The sequence below is a fragment of the Nisaea acidiphila genome, from assembly GCF_024662015.1.
Classification (GTDB): Bacteria; Pseudomonadota; Alphaproteobacteria; order Thalassobaculales; family Thalassobaculaceae; genus Nisaea; species Nisaea acidiphila.
The window spans coordinates 159,721-183,647 of the sequence record NZ_CP102480.1 but is presented as its reverse complement, the minus strand read 5'-3'; the positions used below and the strand labels follow the sequence as shown (position 1 = coordinate 183,647).

At 61.5% G+C, this 23,927-nt stretch carries 21 protein-coding genes and 3 tRNA genes; 23 read left to right on the top strand and 1 reads right to left on the bottom strand.

Features of this window, described 5'->3' with window-relative positions; all coding sequences use genetic code 11:
• Window positions 1-28 precede the first annotated feature (28 nt).
• The 8 genes from NUH88_RS00905 (at window position 29) to NUH88_RS00870 (ending at window position 8,555) form a co-directional block, all read left to right on the top strand.
• On the top strand, window positions 29-1,447 hold the full coding sequence (locus NUH88_RS00905; RefSeq protein WP_257769382.1) for a malonyl-CoA decarboxylase: 1,419 nt from the start codon (window positions 29-31) through the stop codon (window positions 1,445-1,447).
• Window positions 1,448-1,533: 86 nt separating this feature from the next.
• Window positions 1,534-1,618 (top strand) — tRNA-Leu (locus tag NUH88_RS00900).
• Between the two features lie 63 nt (window positions 1,619-1,681).
• Window positions 1,682-3,172 (top strand): trigger factor, encoded by a 1,491-nt coding sequence (tig, locus tag NUH88_RS00895; protein ID WP_257769381.1) that lies wholly within the window; start codon window positions 1,682-1,684, stop codon window positions 3,170-3,172.
• A gap of 79 nt (window positions 3,173-3,251) precedes the next feature.
• Window positions 3,252-3,893, top strand: coding sequence for an ATP-dependent Clp endopeptidase proteolytic subunit ClpP (gene clpP / locus NUH88_RS00890; RefSeq protein ID WP_308220084.1), 642 nt, complete (start codon window positions 3,252-3,254; stop codon window positions 3,891-3,893).
• 173 nt (window positions 3,894-4,066) lie between these two features.
• Window positions 4,067-5,344 (top strand): ATP-dependent Clp protease ATP-binding subunit ClpX, encoded by a 1,278-nt coding sequence (clpX, locus tag NUH88_RS00885; RefSeq protein WP_257769380.1) that lies wholly within the window; start codon window positions 4,067-4,069, stop codon window positions 5,342-5,344.
• A gap of 112 nt (window positions 5,345-5,456) precedes the next feature.
• Window positions 5,457-7,856, top strand: coding sequence for an endopeptidase La (gene lon / locus NUH88_RS00880; RefSeq protein WP_257769379.1), 2,400 nt, complete (start codon window positions 5,457-5,459; stop codon window positions 7,854-7,856).
• A gap of 267 nt (window positions 7,857-8,123) precedes the next feature.
• Window positions 8,124-8,396: a non-specific DNA-binding protein Hbs gene (hbs, locus tag NUH88_RS00875; protein ID WP_257769378.1), complete on the top strand. Its 273-nt coding sequence runs from the start codon at window positions 8,124-8,126 to the stop codon at window positions 8,394-8,396.
• An 83-nt stretch (window positions 8,397-8,479) separates the two neighbouring features.
• Window positions 8,480-8,555, top strand: a tRNA-Val gene (locus tag NUH88_RS00870).
• 22 nt (window positions 8,556-8,577) lie between these two features.
• On the opposite strand, the gene NUH88_RS00865 is transcribed toward NUH88_RS00870, so the two are convergent.
• On the bottom strand, window positions 8,578-8,985 hold the full coding sequence (locus NUH88_RS00865) for a hypothetical protein (protein ID WP_257769377.1): 408 nt from the start codon (window positions 8,983-8,985) through the stop codon (window positions 8,578-8,580).
• 236 nt (window positions 8,986-9,221) lie between these two features.
• Here NUH88_RS00865 and NUH88_RS00860 point away from each other — a divergent pair.
• The 15 genes from NUH88_RS00860 (at window position 9,222) to nuoN (ending at window position 23,911) form a co-directional block, all read left to right on the top strand.
• A tRNA-Asp gene (locus NUH88_RS00860) sits at window positions 9,222-9,298 on the top strand.
• A 224-nt stretch (window positions 9,299-9,522) separates the two neighbouring features.
• The gene (locus tag NUH88_RS00855; protein ID WP_257769376.1) at window positions 9,523-9,888 is read left to right on the top strand and encodes an NADH-quinone oxidoreductase subunit A; all 366 of its coding nucleotides are present in this window, start codon (window positions 9,523-9,525) and stop codon (window positions 9,886-9,888) included.
• Window positions 9,879-10,436: a NuoB/complex I 20 kDa subunit family protein gene (locus NUH88_RS00850; protein ID WP_257769375.1), complete on the top strand. Its 558-nt coding sequence runs from the start codon at window positions 9,879-9,881 to the stop codon at window positions 10,434-10,436. The genes NUH88_RS00855 and NUH88_RS00850 overlap by 10 nt, the downstream gene beginning before the upstream one ends.
• A 41-nt stretch (window positions 10,437-10,477) precedes the next feature.
• Window positions 10,478-11,110 carry an NADH-quinone oxidoreductase subunit C gene (locus tag NUH88_RS00845; protein WP_257769374.1) on the top strand — a complete coding sequence of 211 codons (633 nt, stop codon included), beginning with the start codon at window positions 10,478-10,480 and terminating at the stop codon, window positions 11,108-11,110.
• Window positions 11,110-12,288, top strand: coding sequence for an NADH-quinone oxidoreductase subunit D (locus NUH88_RS00840; protein ID WP_257769373.1), 1,179 nt, complete (start codon window positions 11,110-11,112; stop codon window positions 12,286-12,288). Before NUH88_RS00845 ends, NUH88_RS00840 begins: the two co-directional genes overlap by 1 nt.
• The gene (nuoE, locus tag NUH88_RS00835) at window positions 12,285-12,947 is read left to right on the top strand and encodes an NADH-quinone oxidoreductase subunit NuoE (protein ID WP_257769372.1); all 663 of its coding nucleotides are present in this window, start codon (window positions 12,285-12,287) and stop codon (window positions 12,945-12,947) included. Before NUH88_RS00840 ends, nuoE begins: the two co-directional genes overlap by 4 nt.
• Entirely contained in the window at window positions 12,947-14,242 is a 1,296-nt protein-coding gene (nuoF, locus tag NUH88_RS00830; protein WP_257769371.1) for an NADH-quinone oxidoreductase subunit NuoF, read from the top strand. The genes nuoE and nuoF overlap by 1 nt, the downstream gene beginning before the upstream one ends.
• 36 nt (window positions 14,243-14,278) lie before the next feature.
• The gene (gene nuoG, locus NUH88_RS00825) at window positions 14,279-16,375 is read left to right on the top strand and encodes an NADH-quinone oxidoreductase subunit NuoG (protein WP_257769370.1); all 2,097 of its coding nucleotides are present in this window, start codon (window positions 14,279-14,281) and stop codon (window positions 16,373-16,375) included.
• A 14-nt stretch (window positions 16,376-16,389) separates the two neighbouring features.
• A complete protein-coding gene (nuoH, locus tag NUH88_RS00820; RefSeq protein ID WP_257772301.1) occupies window positions 16,390-17,412 on the top strand; it encodes an NADH-quinone oxidoreductase subunit NuoH in 1,023 nt (340 codons plus the stop codon).
• 62 nt (window positions 17,413-17,474) lie between these two features.
• Window positions 17,475-17,963, top strand: a complete 489-nt coding sequence (gene nuoI / locus NUH88_RS00815) for an NADH-quinone oxidoreductase subunit NuoI (protein ID WP_257769368.1) — start codon at window positions 17,475-17,477, stop codon at window positions 17,961-17,963.
• Window positions 17,964-18,060: 97 nt separating this feature from the next.
• Window positions 18,061-18,666: an NADH-quinone oxidoreductase subunit J gene (locus tag NUH88_RS00810; RefSeq protein WP_257769366.1), complete on the top strand. Its 606-nt coding sequence runs from the start codon at window positions 18,061-18,063 to the stop codon at window positions 18,664-18,666.
• 5 nt (window positions 18,667-18,671) lie between these two features.
• On the top strand, window positions 18,672-18,980 hold the full coding sequence (gene nuoK, locus NUH88_RS00805) for an NADH-quinone oxidoreductase subunit NuoK (protein WP_257772299.1): 309 nt from the start codon (window positions 18,672-18,674) through the stop codon (window positions 18,978-18,980).
• A gap of 6 nt (window positions 18,981-18,986) precedes the next feature.
• On the top strand, window positions 18,987-20,918 hold the full coding sequence (gene nuoL / locus NUH88_RS00800) for an NADH-quinone oxidoreductase subunit L (protein WP_257769364.1): 1,932 nt from the start codon (window positions 18,987-18,989) through the stop codon (window positions 20,916-20,918).
• Window positions 20,919-20,922: 4 nt separating this feature from the next.
• On the top strand, window positions 20,923-22,434 hold the full coding sequence (locus NUH88_RS00795; RefSeq protein ID WP_257769362.1) for an NADH-quinone oxidoreductase subunit M: 1,512 nt from the start codon (window positions 20,923-20,925) through the stop codon (window positions 22,432-22,434).
• A gap of 16 nt (window positions 22,435-22,450) precedes the next feature.
• The gene (gene nuoN / locus NUH88_RS00790; RefSeq protein ID WP_257769360.1) at window positions 22,451-23,911 is read left to right on the top strand and encodes an NADH-quinone oxidoreductase subunit NuoN; all 1,461 of its coding nucleotides are present in this window, start codon (window positions 22,451-22,453) and stop codon (window positions 23,909-23,911) included.
• Window positions 23,912-23,927 lie beyond the last annotated feature (16 nt).

The following is a 23,927-nucleotide window of genomic DNA, read 5'->3' as shown; positions in this document are numbered from 1 at the left end:
CGATGCAGAGCTGGGCCATCTTCTGAATATGCCGAACGATCAACCGACAAGCTTCATCGACCGTACGCTCTCGAACCTGCGCCAGGCATGGTCGGGACTGTCCGATTCCACCCGCTACATGATCACGGGCCTTCCGCGCCCGGAGCTTCCCGAGGACGACCTCGAGCGAGTGCACCAGCAAATGGAGGATTGCCTCACGGTTCGCTCCGACGAGGTGTCGGCGCGCGCCCGGGCGGCTGGTCTCGGGCGGACCTATCTCGCGCTGGATGGGACCGGTCAGCTGCGCTTTCTCAAACTGCTTGCTGAAAATTATGGCGTGGACCGCGACGCCGTCGACGCGGCCATGGAAGCCGTGCGGGGGGCGGAGGATCCGGACGCCCGCGCCAAGGCGGAAAGCAAGTTGCGGCGGGCACTGGAGCCGCGCTGGCGTCGGTTGCTGAAGCGCTTCACCACGCTGCCTGAGGGTGTGAAATTCCTCGTCGATATGCGGGTTGTGATGCTTGAGCACGCCCGGAGTGAGCCCGCCATCAAGGCGCTTTCGGATGATTTGCGGGAGATGTTGGCGGCCTGGTTCGATGTCGGCCTGCTGGAGCTTAAACAGATCACCTGGGAGAGCCCGGCGGCGATTCTGGAGAAACTGATCGCCTACGAGGCCGTGCACGAGATCCGCTCCTGGGACGACCTCAAGAACCGGCTCGATTCTGACCGGCGCTGCTTTGCCTATTTTCACCCGGCGATGCCGGCCGAGCCCTTGATCTTCGTCGAGGTGGCGTTGCTGCCCGACATGGCCGCGAACGTACACGACATTCTGGATGCGGACGCTCCGATGGGCGATGTATCGGCCGCAACCACGGCGATTTTCTACTCGATCTCGAATGCCCAGAAGGGTCTGGTCGGCATCAGCTTCGGCAATTTCCTTATCAAGCGCGTTGTCGAGCTGCTGAAACATGACTTCCCGAATCTGAAGAAGTTCGCCACGCTTTCCCCTATTCCGGGACTGGCGAAATGGTCCGCGAGAACGCTCGAGGAAAACGGCTTTGAGTTGACCAACCAGGAGCGGAAAGCGCTCGGACAGGTCACGGATGGCGAGACGGACGCGGACCTTCTGAAATCCGCGCTCGGGCGGGCGAACTGGTACGACGACGAACATCTGGCAGCGGCGCTGCAGGGACCGGTGACCCGCATGGCGGCCCGGTATCTTTATGCGGACCGCCGTCCGGACGGAAAGGCGAGGGACCCGGTTGCCCATTTCCATCTGTCGAATGGGGCGCGGATGGAGCGCCTGAACTGGCTCGGCGACACCTCGAAGAAAGGGCTCGCGCAGGCGCATGGGATGATGATCAATTATCTCTATCGTCTGTCGGATATCGAGACCAACAGCGGGGCCTATTCGGCCGACGGAAAAATCGCCGTTTCCTCTTCGGTGAAACCGCTCGTTCGCGACTGAAACCCATAAGTGTTGACGCGCTCCCCCGGTTCGGATAGCCATGCCGGTCCAATACGACATGGCGCCTCCATGGACGCCAGCGGTCCGCGGGTGTGGTGGAATTGGTAGACACGCCAGATTTAGGTTCTGGTGGCGAAAGCCGTGGGGGTTCAAGTCCCTTCACCCGCACCACCGGGCTGGCCATGGCGCGAGTATCGTGGGCGTACGCAGACGAAGCAGATTGAGCGAAAACCAATGCAGGTTACCGAAACTTCCTCCGAAGGCCTGAAGCGCGAGTTCAAGGTCGTGATCCCCGCCGAGACGATCAGCGGTGAAGTCGATGCACGCCTGACGCAGCTGGCCCCCTCTATCCGTATGCCGGGGTTCCGTCCGGGTAAGGTTCCCGTTGCGCTCCTGAAGAAGCGCTACGGCCCGTCCGTTATGGGCGAAGTCCTTGAAAAGACGGTGAACGAGACCTCGCAGAAGACGCTCGACGAGCGGGAACTCCGCGCCGCGACCCAGCCTCAGATCGAAATCACCTCGTTCGAGGAAGGCGGCGATCTTGAGTTCAGCATGTCCGTCGACATCATGCCCGAGATCACGCCGGTCGATTTCTCGACCCTTGAGATCGAGCGGCTGACCGCCGAGCCGAGCGACAAGGAACTCGACGAGGCGATCGGCAAGCTGGCGTCCCAGCACAAGAGCTCCGAGCCGATCAAGCGCAAGCGCAAGTCCAAGGATGGCGACATCGTCGTCATCAACTTCAAGGGCACGGTCGACGGCGAAGCCTTCGACGGCGGCGCGGCGGACGGCCACCATCTCGAACTCGGGTCCGGAACCTTCATCCCGGGCTTCGAAGAGCAACTGGTCGGCGTGAATGCCGGTGACAAGGTCGACGTCAAGGTCACCTTCCCGGAGAATTACGGCCAGGCTTCGCTCGCAGGCAAGGACGCGGTCTTCGAAACCGAGGTCACCGAGATCCGGGAGACCAGCGATCCGGTGATCGACGACGAGTTCGCCAAGCTGTTCGGCATGGACGATCTCGATACGCTGAAGGAAGCGATCAAGGGTCAGCTCAGTCAGGAATATGCGGGCGCGGCGCGCTCCAAGCTGAAGCGGACTCTGCTCGACGCGCTTGAGAGCAAGCACGAGTTTGATGTGCCGGAAGGCATGGTCGATGCCGAATACGAGGCAATCTGCCAGGCGGTAAATCCTCAAGAGCATAATCACGATCACGATCATGACCATGACCACGATCATGACCACGACCATCATCATCACGACCACGCCGCGGACGAAGGCCTGAGCGACGAGGACAAGGCCGAGTATCGGGGCATTGCCCAGCGCCGGGTCCGTCTCGGATTGCTGCTCCAGGAGGTCGGCCGCCTCAACAATATTACTATCGCCGACGAAGAAGTGGCGCGGGCGATCTATCAGGAAGCCTCCAAGTACCCGGGGCAGGAACAGCAGGTCGTGGAGTTCTATCAGCAGAATGCCCAGGCTCAGGCCAACATCCGGGCCCCGCTGCTTGAGGACAAGATCGTCGATTTCATCGTCGAGATGGCCAAGGTCACCGAGAAGTCCGTGAGCGCGGAAGACCTCTTCAAGGAAGACGAGGACGAGGGCGCGGAGAAGAAGCCGGCGAAGAAAGCGGCCGCCAAGAAGCCTGCCGCGAAGAAAAAAGCCCCGGCTAAGAAGGCTCCGGCCAAGAAGACCTCCGCCAAGAAGGCGGAAGACGACGCTTAAGGGGTGTTGTATGGGGCGAAAAGCCCCATATGATTTGAAACGATCCTGAACGCGACGTAACCCAAGAAGGCCGACTGAAATGAATGATCCCGCAGAGATCTATATGAACTCCTTGGTCCCCATGGTGGTCGAGCAGACCAATCGAGGGGAGCGGGCCTACGACATCTATTCCCGCCTGCTGAAAGAGCGGATCATTTTCGTGGTCGGCCCGATCAACGACGCCATTTCCAGCGTCGTCTGCGCGCAGCTGCTGTTTCTGGAAGCCGAGAATCCGACAAAGGACATCTCGATGTACATCAACTCTCCGGGCGGCGTCGTTTCGTCCGGTCTCGCGATGTATGACACCATGGAGTATATCCGTCCCGACGTGTCGACAGTCTGTATCGGTCAGGCGGCGTCCATGGGCTCCCTGCTGTTGACGGCAGGGGCGAAAGGCAAGCGTTATTGTCTTCCGCATGCGAAGGTGATGATCCACCAGCCTTCCGGCGGATTCCAGGGACAGGCTACCGATATCGAGATCCACGCCCGCGAGATTCTTGCGACGCGTGCGCGTCTGAACGAGATTTATGTCTATCATACCGGCCGGAAGCTGGATGAGATTGAAAACGCCATGGAGCGCGACAATTTCATGGTTCCGGAAGAGGCCAAAAAGTTCGGCCTGATCGACGAAGTCGTCGAAAAACGGCCGGTCGACGCCAAAGACGAGCCCGAGAAGAGCTGATCGCTCTCGGCATGGAATGGCCCCGTCCATGATGGCTGACGGGGCCCTGTTCCTGCCTTCCGGTGCCAGGCTTCGGCATGCCGCGCCACTGGATGTGATTTTTTCACATTGTGCGGCTTCGTTGCCTTTGGCTAACATGACAAGTCAGCCGTCCCGTAACGAATGTGGGTAAGATGAGCAAATCCGGCGGAAGCACGAACGGCGGTGATTCGAAGAACACCTTGTACTGCTCGTTCTGCGGAAAGAGTCAGCATGAGGTCCGCAAGCTGATTGCGGGCCCGACGGTCTTCATTTGCGACGAATGCGTCGAGCTCTGCATGGACATCATCCGTGAAGAGCACAAGACCACGCTGGTCAAATCGCGCGACGGAGTTCCGACTCCGCGCGATATCATGGAAGTCCTGAACGACTACGTGATCGGCCAGCCGCATGCGAAGCGGATTCTCTCCGTCGCGGTCCACAACCACTACAAACGGCTCTCGCACACCAGCAAGAACAACGACGTCGAGCTGGCGAAGTCGAACATTCTGCTGGTCGGCCCAACCGGTTGCGGAAAGACCCTTCTGGCACAGACCCTGGCCCGGATCATCGACGTCCCCTTCACGATGGCGGACGCGACGACTCTGACCGAGGCCGGCTATGTCGGCGAGGACGTCGAGAACATTATCCTGAAGCTGCTCCAGGCCGCCGACTACAACGTCGAGCGGGCGCAGCGCGGCATCGTCTATATCGACGAGGTCGACAAGATCAGCCGCAAGTCGGACAACCCCTCGATCACCCGGGACGTCTCGGGCGAGGGTGTGCAGCAGGCGCTGCTGAAGATCATGGAAGGCACGGTCGCCTCGGTTCCGCCGCAGGGTGGCCGTAAGCATCCGCAGCAGGAATTCCTGCAGGTGGATACGACCAACATCCTGTTCATCTGCGGCGGCGCCTTCGCCGGACTGGAGAAACTGATCTCGAACCGCTCGCAGGGCTCCTCGATCGGCTTCGGGGCAGACGTGAAGTCGCCGGACGACCGCCGCACCGGCGAGATCCTGCGCGAGGTCGAGCCCGAGGATCTGCTGAAGTTCGGCCTGATCCCGGAATTCGTCGGCCGTCTTCCGGTGGTCGCCACGCTCGAGGATCTCGATAACGATGCGCTGGTCGATATCCTGACCAAGCCGAAGAACGCTCTGGTGAAGCAGTATCAGCGCCTGTTCGAGATGGAGAACGTCAATCTCGAGTTCCGGGAAGAGGCGCTCAAGGCCATCGCCCAGAAGGCGATCGAGCGCAAGACCGGTGCCCGCGGGCTGCGCTCCATCATGGAAGGCATCCTGCTCGATCCGATGTTCGATCTGCCCGGCATGGAAGATGTCGAGGAGATCATCATCAACGGTGAGGTGGTCGATAGCGGCGCCCAGCCGATCATGGTCCATGCGGATCGGCGCGGAGATGTCGAATCGAGTGCTTGATCCGTCCCGCCTTGAACCGGGCCGAAGCTAGCGCCACTTAATACTCTGGCTGGCCCGGGCTCTCTCCCCATCCCGGCAGCCGCTCTGAAGAGGGGAGCGAGTTGAAAGACTGATGCAAGAGACAGGCACCGCGAGTTACCCCGTCCTTCCGCTGCGCGACATCGTGGTCTTTCCGCATATGATCGTGCCTCTCTTCGTCGGCCGCGACAAATCCGTGCGCGCCCTCGAAGACGTCATGAAGGACGACAAACAGATCCTTCTGGTGACTCAGAAAAATGCGGCAGACGACGATCCGTCGCCGGAAGATATCTACACTGTGGGCACCATCGGAACGGTGCTCCAGCTGCTGAAACTGCCCGACGGGACCGTGAAGGTTCTGGTCGAAGGCGTACAGCGCGCCCGCATCACCGAATTCAAGGGCAATGAGGATTTCTTCGAGGCCGAGGCAAAAGTCATTGTCGATGCGGACAGCGACGAGCCGGAGAAAGAAGCGCTTGCCCGTGCCGTGGTCTCGCAGTTCGAGCAGTATATCAAGCTGAACAAGAAGATCCCGCCGGAGGTTCTGGTTTCCGTGAACCAGATCGAGGATCCGGCGAAGCTGACCGACACCATCGCCTCCCATCTCGCGCTCAAGATCGCCGAGAAGCAGGAGTTGCTGGAGAGCGAGACGGTGATCGACCGCCTGGAGCGGGTCTACGGCTTCATGGAAGGCGAGATCGGCGTCCTGCAGGTCGAGAAGCGCATCCGTAACCGCGTTAAGCGGCAGATGGAGAAGACCCAGCGCGAGTACTATCTGAACGAGCAGATGAAGGCCATTCAGAAGGAACTCGGCGAGACCGACGACAGCCGCGACGAGCTGGTCGAGCTTGAGGAGCGGATTCGCAAGACCAAGCTCAGCAAGGAAGCGCGCGAGAAGGCCGATGCGGAGCTCAAGAAGCTGCGCAACATGAGCCAGATGTCGGCGGAAGCGACGGTCGTGCGCAATTATCTTGACTGGCTTCTGACGATTCCATGGAAGAAGCGGTCTCGGATCAAGAAGGACATCAAGCTGGCCCAATCCGTTCTCGACCGGGATCATTACGGTCTGGAGAAGGTCAAGGAGCGGATCCTCGAATATCTCGCCGTGCAGCAGCGAACCGGCAAGGTCAAGGGGCCGATTCTCTGCCTCGTCGGTCCTCCCGGCGTCGGCAAGACCTCGCTCGGCAAGTCGATCGCGGAGGCGACCGGACGTAACTTCGTGCGCATCTCGCTTGGCGGCGTGCGGGACGAAGCGGAGATTCGCGGTCACCGCCGGACCTATATCGGCTCGCTTCCGGGCAAAGTGATCCAGGGGATGAAGAAGGCCAAGGCCTCCAATCCGCTGTTCCTGCTCGACGAGATCGACAAGCTTGGCAACGACTACCGGGGCGATCCGTCCTCGGCGTTGCTCGAAGTGCTCGACCCGGAACAGAATTCGACCTTCCAGGACCACTATCTCGAAGTCGATTACGACCTTTCGGATGTCATGTTCGTCACCACGGCGAACACGCTCCGGATGCCGCAGCCGCTTCTCGACCGGATGGAGATCCTTCGTGTCTCTGGCTATACCGAGGACGAGAAGGTGGAGATCTGCAAGCGTCACCTGATCGACAAACAGGTCGAGCAGAACGGCTTGAAGAAGAACGAGTGGTCGATCACCGACGACGGTCTGCGCGACCTGATCCGCTACTACACCCGCGAGGCTGGAGTCCGGAATCTGGAGCGCGAGCTCGCTAATCTGGCGCGCAAGGCGGTGAAAGAGATCCTCATGGAAGGTGTCGAGAGCGTCGAGGTCACGCCCGACAATCTCGAGAAGTTCGCCGGCGTCCGGAAATACCGTTACGGCGAAGCCGAGGAATCGGATCTCGTCGGGGTCACGACGGGACTCGCCTGGACCGAGGTCGGAGGCGAGCTGCTTTCCATCGAGTCCGTCACCGTGCCCGGGAAGGGCAAGGTCATTTCGACCGGCAAGCTCGGCGATGTGATGCGGGAATCGATCCAGGCGGCTGAAAGCTTCGTGAAGTCGCGTTCCCTGATGTTTGGTATTTCGCCGAAGAGTTTGGAGAACAAGGATATCCACGTCCACGTGCCGGAAGGCGCGACGCCCAAGGACGGGCCGTCGGCAGGGGTCGGGATGGTGACGTCGATCGTCTCGGTCCTGACGGGTATCCCCGTGCGCCGCGATGTGGCGATGACGGGCGAGGTCACCTTGCGAGGCCGTGTCCTTCCGATCGGCGGCCTGAAGGAAAAGCTTCTGGCGGCATTGCGCGGCGGCCTTAAGGTCGTGCTGATTCCGAAGGACAACGAAAAGGATCTCGCCGAGATCCCGGACAATGTGAAAGAAGGCCTGGAAATCATCCCGGTCTCTTCGGTCGACGAGGTGCTGTCGACGGCGCTTACCAAACCGCTTGTGCCGATCGATCCTGAGGACATCGTGATCGATTCGGTTGCGGGCGCAGAGGATAAAGGCGAGAAATCGCTCACGACACACTGACGCCTGCACCGGTTGCGGTGCTGTTTCGATCCGAAAAGGAAACCCCGGCAGTTTTGCCGGGGGTTTCATCTTTTGTAACTGCTGAATTTATTTGCAATTTCATGATAAACTAATGGTTAATGTGGCGAATGCCCGAGAATCTGCGGAAACCCGCCGGTTGTGTGATTGACGCCTGCATTTCCTGCGATTTAGAGTGAAGTACTGATTGGGCCGATGATCCGGCCGTTTTCCAGGTGATTCTTCTTCTTCTGATAGGGGGGCTATAACGTGAATAAGAATGAGCTCGTCGCGGCCGTTGCCGATTCTGCTGATCTTACCAAGGCTGATGCGGCTTCCGCTGTCGACGCTGTCCTCGACTCGATCACCTCCGCACTGAAGTCCGGCGACGAGGTTCGTCTGGTCGGTTTCGGCACATTCAGCGTGGCGGCCCGCGCTGCCAGCGAAGGCCGCAATCCGCGGACTGGCGAGAAGATCAAGATCGCTGCGTCCAAGCAGCCGAAGTTCAAGGCAGGCAAGGGGCTCAAAGACGCCCTGAATTGACCGGAAGGATTTCTGTCTTTTCGCGACGCGCCGTCCCTGTTAGAAGGGGCGGCGTTTTCGTTGGGGCTTCCCCGACGCGAGACGGGCGCTTAGCTCAGCTGGGAGAGCATCTCGTTTACACCGAGAGGGTCGGCGGTTCGATCCCGTCAGCGCCCACCATTCCTCAAATTTCCAGACCGCGTCAGATGTGCCGTCCCTGCATGATGGCGTAGCGGTACATGGCCTGCAGATCGGCGCGCGTTTTCGGGCGAATCCGGTTCTCTTTGATCTCCTGCGCATAATCCCGGATGTCCCGCTTGGTTTCGACCGACACCCGCGGGCTTTGCATCAAAGCCTCATACATCTGCTTCGGAGTGGCCTGGGTCGGGTCGAGCGGCGCGCTGTCGGCGGGCGCGGACGCGATGTCGTCCGCCTGCGCGTCCCGGACCTTCAGGAACTTGCGTGGCAGCAGCAGGTCGGTCCAGACAAGGCCGTACTGGTTCAGGATATTGCTGATGGAATCGACGGCGTTGAGCACCTCGCCGTCATTGTCACTGGAGAGCATGGCGACCAACTTACTGAGTCGCTGGTAGTCCCGTTCCGTCATCATCTGTGGCGGTTCCACTTAGCTGAAAATCTCTGCCGACGACAGCATACGCGTGCGGCCAAGTTCGGTTGAATAAAGAATTTTCACCCGAATTTCCGGCATTTCCGCTGCTTACGGTTGGGCGGTCAAAAAAAGTGTCATTTTTCCGATCCATCCTGCTTGACACTCCATAGGCCCCAAAGTACATAAGCGCCTCCTCGTCGGGGGCGCCGCCAACCACGGCACCGCGGCCCGGATGCGGGGGTGTAGCTCAGTTGGTTAGAGCGCCGGCCTGTCACGCCGGAGGCCGCGGGTTCGAGTCCCGTCACTCCCGCCACTCATCTCTTTTTGATCCCGTTTCGTACAATGATGTGTCCCGGTTTCGAACCGGGTCCAAATAACTCGTCGCAAGCTCCGGAATTTAAAGGTTTCTTTGCGGAAAGTTGGCGCGAGACGGGCTTTTCTTGGGCGCCTGTTGGAACTATAGTGCGCCGGTAAACAAGGCGTCGTGACGCTCCGCCGGAGTGCATTAAGCGCCGGGAATGAGAGAGAGCTGACGATATGAGCGATATTCTCCGGGAATATTTGCCTATCCTGATATTTCTCGTCGTTGCGATCGGTCTCTGCCTCGCGATGGTGATCGGGTCCCTGGTGGTCGTGAAGCAGCGACCGGACTCGGAGAAAGTGTCAGCCTACGAATGCGGCTTCGAGGCCTTCAACGATTCCCGAGGCCAGTTCGACGTCCGCTTCTATCTCGTCGCCATTCTCTTCATCATCTTCGATCTCGAAGTCGCCTTTCTTTTTCCCTGGGCAGTCTCGCTCGGCGGCATCGGTCTGTTCGGTTTCTGGTCGATGATCGTCTTCCTCGGCGTGCTGACCATCGGCTTCGTATATGAGTGGCGCAAAGGCGCCCTGGAATGGGAGTGAGGGACACCATGCAGGCTTCGCAGGATCTTCGCCCGATTCCGCCCGGTGCCGACCAGGATGCGATCCTGAAGGCCGTCGGGGACGAACTGAACGAAAAGGGTTTTGTGGTCGCGCAGGCCGACAAACTCTTCAACTGGGCCCGCAGCGGTTCTCTCTGGCCGATGACCTTCGGTCTCGCCTGCTGCGCGGTCGAGATGATGCATACCGCGGCCAGCCGTTATGACCTCGACCGTTTCGGAATGGTCTTCCGGCCGAGCCCGCGCCAGTCCGACGTCATGATCGTGGCCGGCACGCTCACCAACAAGATGGCACCGGCCCTGCGCAAGGTTTACGACCAGATGGCGGAACCGCGCTGGGTGCTGTCCATGGGGTCCTGCGCCAATGGCGGGGGCTATTATCACTATTCCTATTCAGTGGTTCGCGGCTGCGACCGCATCGTTCCTGTCGACGTTTATGTCCCGGGATGTCCGCCGACCGCCGAGGCTCTTCTCTACGGGCTTCTCCAGCTACAGAAGAAGATCAAACGCACTTCGACCATCGCCCGCTAATCCGGTCCGCGAGTTAACGCCAGGCAAAGGTACGAGACAGCATGGCATCACCGACTGAAATGCAAAAAGAGCTGGCTGACTATCTGGCAAGCCAGCTCGATACGGAGTTGGTCGAGGTCGGGTTTGTACTCGACGAGCTGGTGCTCCGGACCCGTCCGCAACATATCTGCAAGGTCCTGACCTTTCTCCGTGACGACTCGCAGTGCCAGTTTCGCTGCCTTGTCGATATCTGCGGTACCGACTATCCGGAGCGCGAGCTGCGGTTCGACGTGGTCTACAATCTGCTCAGCGTGCAGCAGAACAACCGGATCCGGGTCAAGGTCGCGACCGACGAGCAGACGCCGGTTCCTTCCGTCGCGGAAGTTTTCCCGTCCGCCAACTGGTTCGAGCGTGAGACTTGGGACATGTACGGGGTGTTCTTCTCCGACCATCCGGATCTGCGCCGCCTGCTGACGGATTACGGTTTCGAAGGCCATCCTCTGCGCAAGGACTTCCCGCTGACCGGGCATGTCGAAGTGCGCTACGACGATGAGCAGAAGCGCGTTGTCTACGAGCCGGTGAAGCTCGTGCAGGACTTCCGGAGCTTCGACTTCCTGAGCCCGTGGGAAGGCGCTCGCTCGCTGCTTCCAGGGGATGAGAAGGCGGATGATCAGGCCGAAGAGGGAGCCTCCTGATGGCTGAAGCGCAGATCAAGCCGCTTACGCTGAATTTCGGCCCGCAGCACCCGGCCGCGCACGGCGTGTTGCGCCTCGTGCTGGAAATGGACGGCGAGATCGTCGAGCGGGCGGATCCGCATATCGGTCTGCTGCATCGGGGCACCGAGAAGCTGATCGAATACAAGACCTACCTGCAGGCGGTGCCGTATTTCGACCGGCTCGATTATGTCGCGCCGATGTCGCAGGAACATGCCTACGCGCTCGCGGTCGAGAAGCTGCTGGGCATCGGGGTGCCGAAGCGCGGGCAGTATATCCGCGTGCTCTTTGCCGAGATCTCGCGGATCCTGAACCACCTGCTGAATATCACGACCTTCGCCATCGATGTCGGTGCGATGACGCCGCTGCTCTGGGGCTTCGAGGAGCGCGAGAAGCTCATGGAGTTCTACGAACGGGTCTGCGGCGCGCGTCTGCACGCGGCCTATTTCCGGCCGGGTGGCGTATCGCTGGATCTGCCGGCGGGGCTGCTCGACGACATCATGGCCTGGACCGAGACTTTCCCGGCCCTGATGGACGATATCGAGAGCCTGCTGACCGAGAACCGGATCTTCAAGCAGAGGACCGTCGATATCGGTGTCGTCTCGGCGGAAGAGGCACAGGCGATCGGCTTCAGCGGTCCCTGCATCCGGGCGTCCGGCCTGCCGTGGGATCTGCGCAAGTCCCAGCCTTACGACGCCTATGACGAGATGGATTTCAACATTCCGATCGGCAAGACCGGCGACTGTTATGCGCGCTATCTGGTGCGTATCAAGGAAGTCCGCGAGAGCCTGAAAATCATCCGGCAAGCTATTGAAAAGATGCCGGAAGGACCGGTCCGGACGGAAGACAACAAGGTTGCTCCTCCGCGCCGCGGCGAGATGAAGCATTCGATGGAAGCACTGATCCATCACTTCAAGCTCTATACCGAGGGCTATCACGTCCCGGCCGGCGAGACCTACACGGCCGTCGAAGCGCCGAAAGGCGAGTTCGCGGTGTTCCTGGTGTCGGACGGCACCAACAAACCTTATCGCTGCAAGATCCGGGCGCCAGGATTCTCCTTCCTCGCCGCCATGGATTTCCTGTCCAAGGGGCACATGCTGGCCGACACCGTCGCCATCATCGGCTCGCTTGACATCGTGTTCGGGGAGATTGACCGGTGAGCGGTATCGACATCGCCGAGAACCAGCCGGAGAGCTTTGCCTTTACGCCCGAAAACCTGGCGAAGGCGGACGCAATCATCTCCAAGTATCCGGAAGGCCGGCAGGCCAGTGCGGTGATGCCGCTGCTCGATCTGGCCCAGCGCCAGCACGACAACTGGATCCCGCTCGCCGCGATCGACGTCATCTCCGAGAAGCTGAAGATGCCGAAGATGCGCGTGCTCGAGGTCGCGACCTTCTACACGATGTTCAACCTGAAACCGGTCGGGAAGTACTTCCTGCAGGCCTGCACGACGACGCCGTGCTGGCTGCGCGGCTCCGATCAGGTGATGAAATGCATCAAGGACAAGCTCGGTCTGGACAACCACCAGACCAGCGACGACGGCATGTTCACCCTGCTGGAGGTCGAGTGTCTCGGGGCCTGCGCCAACGCGCCGATCCTGCAGGTGAACGACGATTTCTACGAAGACGCCGATTACGAGAGCACGGCCAAGCTGCTGGAGGCCCTGAAGAAGGGCGAGGTTCCGGAACCCGGATCGCTTTCCGGACGCAATGTGTCCGAGCCGGAGGCTGGCGCGCAGACGCTCCTGTCCTACAAGGATAATGGAGCGGCCCGGACCTACGATCCGAAGATCAGTGCCGGCGAAACGGGAGAGAAGTGATGCTGAGGGACGAGGACCGCATCTTCACGAACCTCTATGGCTGGCACGATTGGGGTCTCGAAGGCGCCCGCAAGCGCGGCGACTGGAGCACCACCAAGGAAATCCTGAGCCGCAGCCCGGAAGACATCGTCGAGGACGTGAAGGCGTCAGGACTGCGCGGCCGCGGCGGCGCGGGCTTCCCGACCGGCGTCAAATGGTCCTTCATGCCGAAGGAAGTAAAGGACAAGCCGCATTACCTCGTGGTCAATGCGGACGAATCCGAGCCGGGTACCTGCAAGGACCGCGAGATCATCCGCAACGATCCGCACAAGCTTGTCGAAGGCTGCCTGATCGGCGGCTATGCGATGCGCGCGACGGCGGCGTTCATCTATATCCGCGGCGAGTTCTACAACGAGGCGGTCCGCCTTCAGGCCGCGATCGATCAGGCCTATGAGGCCGGTCTGATCGGTAAGAACGCCTGCGGTACCGGCTACGATTTCGATGTGATCCTGCATCGCGGTGCCGGCGCCTATATCTGCGGCGAGGAAACCGCGCTGCTGGAAAGCCTCGAGGGCAAGAAGGGCCAGCCACGCCTGAAGCCGCCATTCCCGGCCGGCGTCGGCCTCTATGGCTGCCCGACCACGGTGAACAACGTAGAGAGCGTCGCCGTCGTTCCGGAGATTCTCCGGCGCGGCGCGAGCTGGTTCGCGGATCTCGGCACGCCGAAGAATTCCGGCACCAAGCTGTTCTGCATCTCGGGCCATGTCGAGAATCCCTGCAATGTCGAGGAAGAGATGGGCATTCCGCTCAAGGAGCTCCTCGAGAAGCATTGCGGCGGCGTGATCGGCGGCTGGGACAATCTGCTTGCGGTCATCCCGGGAGGGTCCTCCGTGCCGATGATGCCGAAGTCCGTCTGCGACGACGTGATCATGGATTTCGACACCTTGCGCGGTGTCGGCTCCGGCCTCGGGACCGCGGCGGTCATCGTACTGAACAAGCAGACCGACATCGTGAAGGCCATCGCGCGACTCTCCTACTTCTACAAGCACGAGAGCTGCGGCCAATGCACGCCGTGCCGCGAGGGCACCGGCTGGATGTACCGTGTCATGGACCGTCTGGTACGTGGCGAGGCCGAGGTCGAGGAAATCGACGCGCTCTACGAGGTCACCAAGCAGATCGAGGGCCACACCATCTGCGCCCTCGGCGACGCGGCGGCTTGGCCGATCCAGGGGCTGCTCCGGCATTTCCGGCCGGAAGTCGAGCGCCGGATCGCGGCCCGCAAGGCCGGCCAGCCGATCATGGAGGCCGCGGAATGATGCGCGTGACGACGAAGTGCCTCGGGGGAGAGCGCAATGCCTAAATTGACGGTCAACGGGGTCGAGGTCGAAGTCCCCGCCGGGGCGTCCGTGCTCCAGGCCTGCGAGAAAGCCGGCGCCGAAATCCCCCGCTTCTGCTACCACGAACGGCTTTCCATCGCCGGGAACTGCAGGATGTGCCTCGTCGAGATGGAACGCTCGCCGAAGCCGGTCGCGTCCTGCGCGATGCCGGCCGGCGACGGCATGGTGATCCGTACCGACAGCGAGCTGGTGAAGAAGGCACGGGAAGGGGTGATGGAGTTCCTCCTCATCAACCACCCGCTCGATTGCCCGATCTGCGACCAGGGCGGCGAATGCGACCTGCAGGACCAGGCGATGGCTTTCGGCCAGGATTGCAGCCGCTTCGACGAGAACAAGCGGGCGGTCGAAGACAAATATATGGGGCCGCTGGTCAAGACCATCATGACCCGCTGCATCCATTGCACCCGCTGCGTCCGGTTTTCGACGGAAGTCGCCGGCGTCACCGACATGGGCCTGCTCGGCCGCGGCGAGAACGCGGAGATCACGACCTATCTCGAGAAGGCGATCGACAGCGAGATGTCTGCCAACGTGATCGACCTCTGCCCGGTCGGTGCGCTGACTTCCAAGCCCTATGCCTTCGTTGCGCGCCCCTGGGAGCTGCGCAAGACCGAGTCCGTCGACGTGATGGACGCGGTAGGCTCGAACATTCGCGTCGATGCGCGCGGCGGCGAGGTGCTTCGCGTCCTGCCGCGCCTGCATGAGGACGTGAACGAGGAATGGATCTCCGACAAGACGCGCTATGCCTGCGACGGCCTGAAGCGGCAGCGGCTCGACCGGCCCTATATCCGCAAGGATGGCAAATTGCAGCCCGCCTCCTGGGAAGAGGCCCTGACGACGGTCGCGGCGAAGCTGAAGGGGCTGAAAGGCGGCGAGATCGCGGCGATCGCCGGCGATACGGCCGATGTCGAATCCATGTATGCCCTGAAAGGGATCATGACCGCGCTCGGTTCGCCGAACCTGGATTGCCGCCAGGACGGGGCCAAGCTCGATGCGACGAGCCGGGCGGGCTATCTCTTCAATTCCACCATCGCCGGCATCGAGGACGCGGATGCGATCCTGATAGTCGGCGCCAACCCGCGCTGGGACGCGGCGGTGCTGAACACGCGCATCCGCAAGCGCTGGCTCGCCGGCGGCCTCAAGGTCGGCCTGATCGGCGCGCCGGTCGATCTGACTTATGAGTACGATCATCTCGGCGCCGGTCCGCAGACCCTCGGTGAGGTCGCTGACGGCAAGCATGCTTTCGCATCGGTCCTGAAGGACGCCGAGCGGCCGATGATCATCCTCGGGATGGGAGCGCTGGCACGAGATGATGGCGGCGCTGTGCTGGCCACGGCGCGCAAGATCGCCGAGAGCACCGGCATGCTGGTCTCCGCGTCCAAGGACGAGGATGGCAACGAGATCCCGGCCTGGAACGGTTTCAATATCCTCCATACTGCGGCCGCCCGCGTCGGCGGCCTCGATCTCGGCTTCCTGCCGGGCGAGGGCGGTGCGGACGTCGCCGGCATTCTCGAGGGCGCGTCCAAGGGCGCGATCAAGGCGGTCTATCTGCTCGGCGCCGACGAGATCGACACCCAGCGGTTCGGCGATGCCTTCGTGATCTATCAAGGCCATCACGGCGATCGCGGCGCGCACCGCGCCGACGTAATTCTGCCGGGCGCGGCCTATACCGAGAAGGACGCGCTCTACGTCAATACCGAGGGGCGGGTGCAGCTCGGTTTGAGGGCCGCGTTCCCGCCGGGCGAGGCCCGCGAGGACTGGGCCATCCTGCGTGCGCTCTCCGCTCATATCGGCAACCCGCTTCCCTTTGACAGCCTCGAACAGCTGCGCGCCAAGCTCCGCGCCGAGAACGAGATCTTCACCGAGATCGACGTCGCGCCGGTCGCGGAATGGGGGCCGTTCGGCACCGAGGGGGCAATGGGCGAGACCGGCTTCGGCATTACGGTCGAGAATTTCTACATGACCGACCCGATCAGCCGGGCCTCCAAGACGATGGCCGAATGTACCGAGGTGTTCGTCCTGCCGAAGCAGGGCCGGACCGGGACCGAGGGGTAAGACGTCAGATGGATATGAATGCGATCCTCGACACCTACGTGATCCCGACAGCGATCATCCTGGCGCAGATTCTGGCCATCGTGGTGCCGCTTCTGGTGGCCGTCGCATACCTGACCTATTTCGAGCGCAAGGTCATCGGCTTCATGCAGCTCCGCAAGGGGCCGAACGTGGTCGGCCCGTTCGGCTTGCTGCAGCCGCTCGCGGACGGCGTGAAGCTGTTCGCCAAGGAAACCATTCTGCCGGCCGGCGCGAACAAGATCATGTTCGCGATGGCGCCAATGCTGACCTTCATCCTTGCGATGATCGCCTGGGCGGTGATCCCGTTCGACGAGGGCATGGTGCTGGCGGATATCAATGTCGGCGTGCTCTATCTCTTCGCGATCTCGTCGCTCGGCGTCTACGGCGTCATCATGGCGGGCTGGGCCTCGAACTCGAAATATGCCTTCCTCGGCGCGCTCCGCTCGGCGGCGCAGATGGTCTCCTACGAAGTCTCGATCGGCTTCGTCATGATCACCGTCCTGCTCTGTGTCGGCTCGCTGAACCTCTCGGCCATCGTCGAGGCGCAGAAGACGGTCTGGTTCGCCATTCCGCTGCTGCCGATGTTCGTGATCTTCTTCGTCTCGGCGCTGGCCGAGACCAACCGTGCTCCGTTCGACCTTCCGGAAGGCGAGTCGGAGCTGGTTGCGGGCTATTTCGTCGAGTATTCCTCGATGACCTTCGCGCTGTTCTTCCTCGGCGAATACGCGAACATGATCCTGATGAGCGGGATCACCACGATTCTGTTCCTGGGCGGCTGGCTTCCGATTTTCGACGTGGCGCCGTTCAACTGGGTTCCGGGACCGATCTGGTTCGCGCTGAAGATCTGCTTCGTGCTGTTCTTCTTCCTCTGGGTTCGGGCGACCTTCCCGCGCTATCGCTACGACCAGCTGATGCGTCTCGGCTGGAAGGTCTTCCTCCCATTCTCCCTGATCTGGGTCGTCATCACCGCCGGCGTGCTCGTCGCCTTCGGCTGGGTGCCGGATCCGGTGCTGAGCTGAGGGAGGACGCGATCATGACGCCGAACGCCAACCAAACACGCATCTGGGAGAGAGGCTGAGCCATGAGCATGCTGCAACAAAGTGCGCGCGGGCTTCTGCTGACCGAGCTGCTATCCGGGATGTACCTGACGCTGAAATACTTCTTCAAGCCGAAGGTGACGATCAACTACCCCTACGAGAAGGGGCCGATCAGCAGCCGTTTCCGCGGCGAGCATGCGCTGCGCCGCTATCCGAACGGCGAGGAGCGCTGCATCGCCTGCAAGCTCTGCGAGGCGATCTGTCCGGCGCAGGCCATTACCATCGAGGCGGAGCCGCGCGAAGACGGCAGCCGGCGGACGACCCGCTACGATATCGACATGACGAAATGCATCTATTGCGGCTTCTGTCAGGAGGCCTGCCCGGTCGATGCGATCGTCGAGGGACCGAATTTCGAATTCGCCACGGAAACCCGCGAGGAACTGTTCTACAACAAGGACAAACTACTCGCGAACGGGGACCGCTGGGAGCGCGAGATCGCGCATAATCTGACCGTCGAAGCGCCGTATCGCTGACGGTGCCGGGGGGCGAGGGGAACATGAAGAAAGCCGGCGAAATGGCTGAGATGACTCAGAAATCGCCCGTCGCACACGCGGCGGGGGGAGGGCGCCGATGATCCAGGCACTTGTCTTCTATGTGTTTGCCGCGATCACCATTGCTTCCGGTATCATGGTGGTTTCCTCGAGGAACCCGGTGCATTCGGTACTGTTCCTGATCCTGGCATTCTTTAACGCTGCGGGCCTCTTCGTCCTGCTCGGTGCCGAGTTCATCGCCATGCTCTTGGTTGTCGTCTATGTCGGCGCGGTCGCGGTGCTCTTCCTCTTCGTCGTCATGATGCTCGATATCAACTTCGTCGAGCTCCGGCAGGGCTTCATGAAATATCTGCCGATCGGTGTGCTGATCGGCATCGTGATCTTCGTCGAGTTGTTCTTCGTCGTAACGAGCTGGGCCATCGCTCCCGAGCTGGTGACCTCGGCGCCCGCTCCGGACGCATCGCAGGTTAGCAATACCCACGCGCTCGGGGCGCTGCTCTATACCCGCTACGTCTATCTCTTCCAGGCGGCGGGACTGATCCTGCTCATCGCCATGATCGGCGCCATCGTGCTGACGCTGCGGACCCGCGAGGGCGTGAAGCGGCAGCGGATATCCGCGCAGCTCGCCCGGACCACGGACGAGACCGTCGAAGTCGTCGAAGTTCCGCGCGGGGGAGGCGCCTGATCATGCTGGAAATCGGTCTCGCCCATTACCTGACCGTCGCCGCCGTGCTCTTCACGCTCGGCATGTTCGGCATCTTCCTGAACCGGAAGAACGTGATCATCATTCTGATGTCGATCGAGCTGATGCTGCTCGCGGTGAACATCAACCTGGTCGCTTTCTCGGTCTTCCTGAACGATCTCGTCGGGCAGGTCTTCGCGCTCTTCGTGCTGACCGTTGCTGCCGCCGAGGCCGCCATCGGCCTCGCCATCCTGGTTGTGTACTTCCGCAACCGCGGCAGCATCGCTGTCGAAGACATCAACCTGATGAAAGGGTAAGGCCGGATGTACGCCGCAATCGTCTTCCTGCCGTTGCTCGGCAGTCTCATCGCGGGGCTCGGAAACAGGGCCATCGGAGACCGGCCGGCACAGCTGGTCACCTGCGGAGCGATGGTCCTGTCGCTTGCCCTTTCGATCCTTGCCTTTTTCGATGTCGCGCTCGGCGGAAACCCGGTCACGATCGAACTCTTTACCTGGATCGCATCCGGTTCGATGGAGGCGGCTTGGTCGCTGCGCTTCGATACGCTGACGGCGGTCATGCTGATCGTGGTCACTGGCGTTTCGAGCATGGTGCATGTCTATTCGATCGGCTACATGAGCCACGATCCGTCCAAGCCGCGCTTCATGGCCTATCTCAGCCTCTTCACCTTCGCGATGCTGATGCTGGTGACGGCCGACAACCTGATCCAGCTCTTCTTCGGCTGGGAAGGCGTCGGGCTCGCGTCCTACCTGCTGATCGGTTTCTGGTTCCACAAACCGTCCGCCAACGCCGCCGCGATGAAGGCCTTCATCGTCAACCGCGTCGGCGATTTCGGCTTCGCGCTCGGCATCTTCGGCACCTATCTGCTGTTCGATACCGTTGTGCTCGACGACATCTTCGCCGCCGTGCCGGAGAAGGCCTCCATGACGATGGAGTTCCTGGACTACGAGTGGCATGCGATGACTGTGCTCTGCCTGCTGCTCTTCATCGGCGCGATGGGCAAGTCGGCGCAGCTCGGGCTGCACACCTGGCTGCCGGACGCGATGGAAGGCCCGACCCCGGTCTCCGCGCTTATCCACGCCGCCACCATGGTGACGGCCGGAGTCTTTATGGTCGCGCGCCTCTCGCCGATGATGGAGTTCTCCGAGACCGCACTGATGGTGATCACGGTCGTCGGGGCGACGACGGCTTTCTTCGCCGCGACCGTCGGTCTCTGCCAGAACGATATCAAGCGGGTGATCGCCTATTCGACCTGCAGTCAGCTCGGCTACATGTTCTTCGCCTGCGGCGTTTCGGCCTATTCCGCCGCCATATTCCACCTGATGACCCACGCCTTCTTCAAGGCGCTGCTGTTCCTCGGCGCGGGCTCCGTGATCCATGCCATGTCGGACGAGCAGGACATGCGTCACATGGGCGGCATCTGGAAGCACATCAAACTCACCTACATCATGATGTGGATCGGCAGCTTGGCGCTCGTGGGCCTGCCGCCCTTCGCCGGGTTCTACTCCAAGGACCTGATCATCGAGGTGGCCTACGCCAAACATACCGGGATCGGCGACTATGCCTTTTGGCTCGGCGTTGGCGCTGCCTTCATGACCGCTTTCTACAGCTGGCGCCTGCTGATCATGACCTTCCACGGAACGCCGCGCGCGAGCCAGGAAGTGATGAGCCACATCCACGAATCCCCGATCGTGATGACCGTTCCGTTGATGGTCCTCGCGGTCGGCGCCGTGCTCTCCGGCTGGCTCGGCTACGAATATTTCGGCGGCCATCTCCGCGAGGAGTTCTGGGGCGCGGCGATCTTTGTCGCCGAAGGCAACGATACGATCGAGGGCGCGCACCATGTCCCGGCCTGGGTGAAAATCCTGCCGATCGTCATGACCGTCGCCGGAATCGGGCTCGCCTATCTGATGTACATGTTCATGCCGGGGCTTCCGGCGAAGGTCGCGAGCAGTTTCCGCCCGGTCTACCTGTTCCTGCTGAACAAATGGTACTTCGACGAGCTCTACGACTTCCTCTTCGTGCGTCCGGCGATGAAGCTCGGCCGCATCTTCTGGAAGAACGGCGACGGCGCGATCATCGACGGCTTCGGTCCGGACGGCGTCAGTCTGGTGACCCGTCTCGCGGCTGTCCGGGCCGGCAAATTGCAGTCGGGCTATGTCTACCACTATGCCTTCGCGATGATGATTGGCGTGGTGGCCATCATCTCCTGGTACATGCTGATGAGCGGGAACTAAGACCATGAGCGATTGGCCGCTGCTTTCACTGGTTACGTTCCTGCCGCTCGCGGGCGCGCTCTTCGTCGCGCTGACCCGGGGCGAGGAGGAGCAGGTCGCGCGGAACGCCCGTTATGTCGCGCTCTGGACCTCGCTCATCACCTTCGTCATCTCGCTGCTGATCTGGGCCGGGTTCGACCCGGCGACGGCGGATTTCCAATTCGTCGAGAAACGCGAATGGCTGCCCGACTGGGGCATCGGTTATCACATGGGCGTCGACGGCATCTCCATGTGGTTCGTGCTGCTCTCGACCCTGCTGACGCCGATCTGCATCCTGGCGAGCTGGGAGGCGGTGCAGAAGCGCGTGAAGGAATACATGATCGCGTTCCTCGTGCTCGAGACCTTGATGGTCGGCATGTTCTGCGCGCTCGATATCCTGGTCTTCTATATCTTCTTCGAGGCCGTGCTGATCCCGATGTTCCTGATCATCGGCGTCTGGGGCGGCGCGCGACGGGTCTACGCGGCTTTCAAGTTCTTCCTCTACACGCTGCTCGGCTCCGTGCTGATGCTGATCGCGATCCTGGCGATGTATCTGCAGGCCGGCACGACCGACATCCCGAGCCTTATGCAGGCCGGCTTCCCGGTGGAACTGCAGACCTGGCTCTGGCTTGCCTTCTTTGCCTCCTTCGCGGTGAAGGTGCCGATGTGGCCGGTTCATACCTGGCTGCCCGACGCCCACGTGGAGGCGCCGACCGCCGGTTCCGTGATCCTGGCCGGCGTGCTCCTGAAGATGGGCGGCTACGGTTTCCTCCGCTTCTCCATTCCGATGTTCCCGGAAGCGACCGAATTCTTCACCCCGCTGATCTATGCTCTCAGCATCGTCGCGGTGATCTACACCTCCCTGGTGGCGCTCGTGCAGGAGGACATGAAGAAGCTGATCGCCTATTCCTCGATCGCGCATATGGGGTTCGTGACCATTGGCATGTTCACCATGACGACCCAGGGACTGGAAGGCGCGATCTTTCTGATGCTGAGCCACGGCATCATCTCGGGCGCGCTCTTCCTTTGCGTCGGCGTCGTCTACGACCGGATGCACACGCGTGAAATCTCGGCTTACGGCGGCCTCGTCGAGCGCATGCCGCGATATGCGCTGGTCTTCATGATCTTCGCGATGGGATCGGTCGGCCTGCCGGGCACCGGCGGTTTCATCGGCGAATTCCTGGTCCTCATGGGAGCGTTCCAGGACAATACATGGGTCGCGGCGCTGGCTTCGACGGGGCTGATCCTCGGCGCTGCCTACACGCTCTACCTCTATCGTCGGATCGTCTTCGGGGTGATGGAGAAAGAGGCGCTGAAGAAGCTGCTGGATCTCTCGCCGCGCGAGATCGCAGTCTTCGCGCCGCTCATCATCCTGGTGTTCTGGATGGGGATCTATCCGTCGACCTTCCTCGACATGATGTCGGTTTCGGTCGATCACCTGATCAGCAATTACAAGGTTGCGCTCGGCGATGCCGGCGTGGCCGTGGCCGCCCGCTAGGGCAGGAGTGAGACCCATGGATGCGATCACAACGCTTCCCGTGATGAGCCCGGCGGCCGGCGAGATCTTCCTCGCGGCCTCGGCCCTTGCCTTGCTCATGTTCGGCGTTTTTAAAGGCGGCAAGGCGCAGGAGGCAACCTCCTGGCTGGCTGTCGCGGTCATGCTGATCGCCGGCGGCCTTGTCGTCTCCTATGGCGGTGATACGACGCCGGCTTTCTTCGGCATGTTCCAGGGCGGCTCATTCGCCCAGTTCACCAAAATCCTGATCCTTGCGGGCTCGATGCTTGCGATCATCATGTCGCGCAGCACTTTCCGCCGGGATAGCTTCGAGCGCTTCGAATTCCCGGTGCTCATCGTGCTTTCCACGCTCGGCATGATGATGATGGTCTCGGCCAACGACATGATCGCGCTCTATGTCGGCCTCGAGACCCAGAGCCTCGCGCTCTATGTCGTGGCCTCGATCCGGCGCGACACGCTGCGCTCGACCGAAGCGGGTCTGAAGTACTTCGTCCTGGGCGCGCTCTCGTCCTGCATGCTGCTTTACGGCTCCTCCATGGTCTACGGCTTTGCCGGGACCACAGAGTTCGACAAGCTGGCCACTGTCTTCACCGGTCTCGCCGGAACCGAGCCGTCGGTCGGTCTCATCATCGGCCTGGTCTTCGTGATCTGCGGCCTCGCCTTCAAGGTCTCCGCCGTGCCGTTCCATATGTGGACGCCGGACGTCTATGAGGGGGCACCCACGCCGGTGACCGCGCTTTTTGCCGTTGCTCCCAAGGTCGCGGCACTGGCGCTGTTCCTCCGCGTCCTGCTGGAGCCGTTCGGCGCTTTGGTTGGCGAATGGCAGCAGATCATCTCTCTGATTGCCGTGCTTTCCATGGCGATAGGCGCGGTCGGCGCCATCGTGCAGACCAACATCAAGCGACTGATGGCCTACAGTTCGATCGGCCATATGGGCTACGCGTTGGTCGGACTAGCGGCGGCCAACGAAGCGGGCGTCGCCGGCATTCTGGTATATCTCGCGATCTACCTCTTCATGAATGTCGGGACCTTTGCCTGCATCCTCGCGATGCGTCGGCAGGGCCGGGCGGTCGAGGGGATCCACGATCTGGCCGGGCTCTCCAAGAGCCATCCGGGCATGGCCGCTATGATCCTGATCTTCATGTTCTCCATGGCGGGTATCCCGCCGCTCGCGGGCTTCTTCGGCAAGTGGTTCGTCTTCATGGCGGCGGTTGATGCCGGCCTCATCGCCCTCGCGGTCCTTGGCGTTCTCGCCAGTGTCATCGGCGCCTTCTATTATCTGCGGATCGTCAAGATCATGTATTTCGACGAGGCGGAGGAGCCGCTGGACAATTCGGTTCCCGGCGACCTGAAGATCATCATGACTGTGATGGCCGCCGTGACGCTGCTTTTCTTCATCGTTCCGGCTCCGCTGGTCAGCAGCGCCAAGGCCGCCGCTTCCGCTCTGTTCGCGGGCTGACGGGCTCCTCGTGACT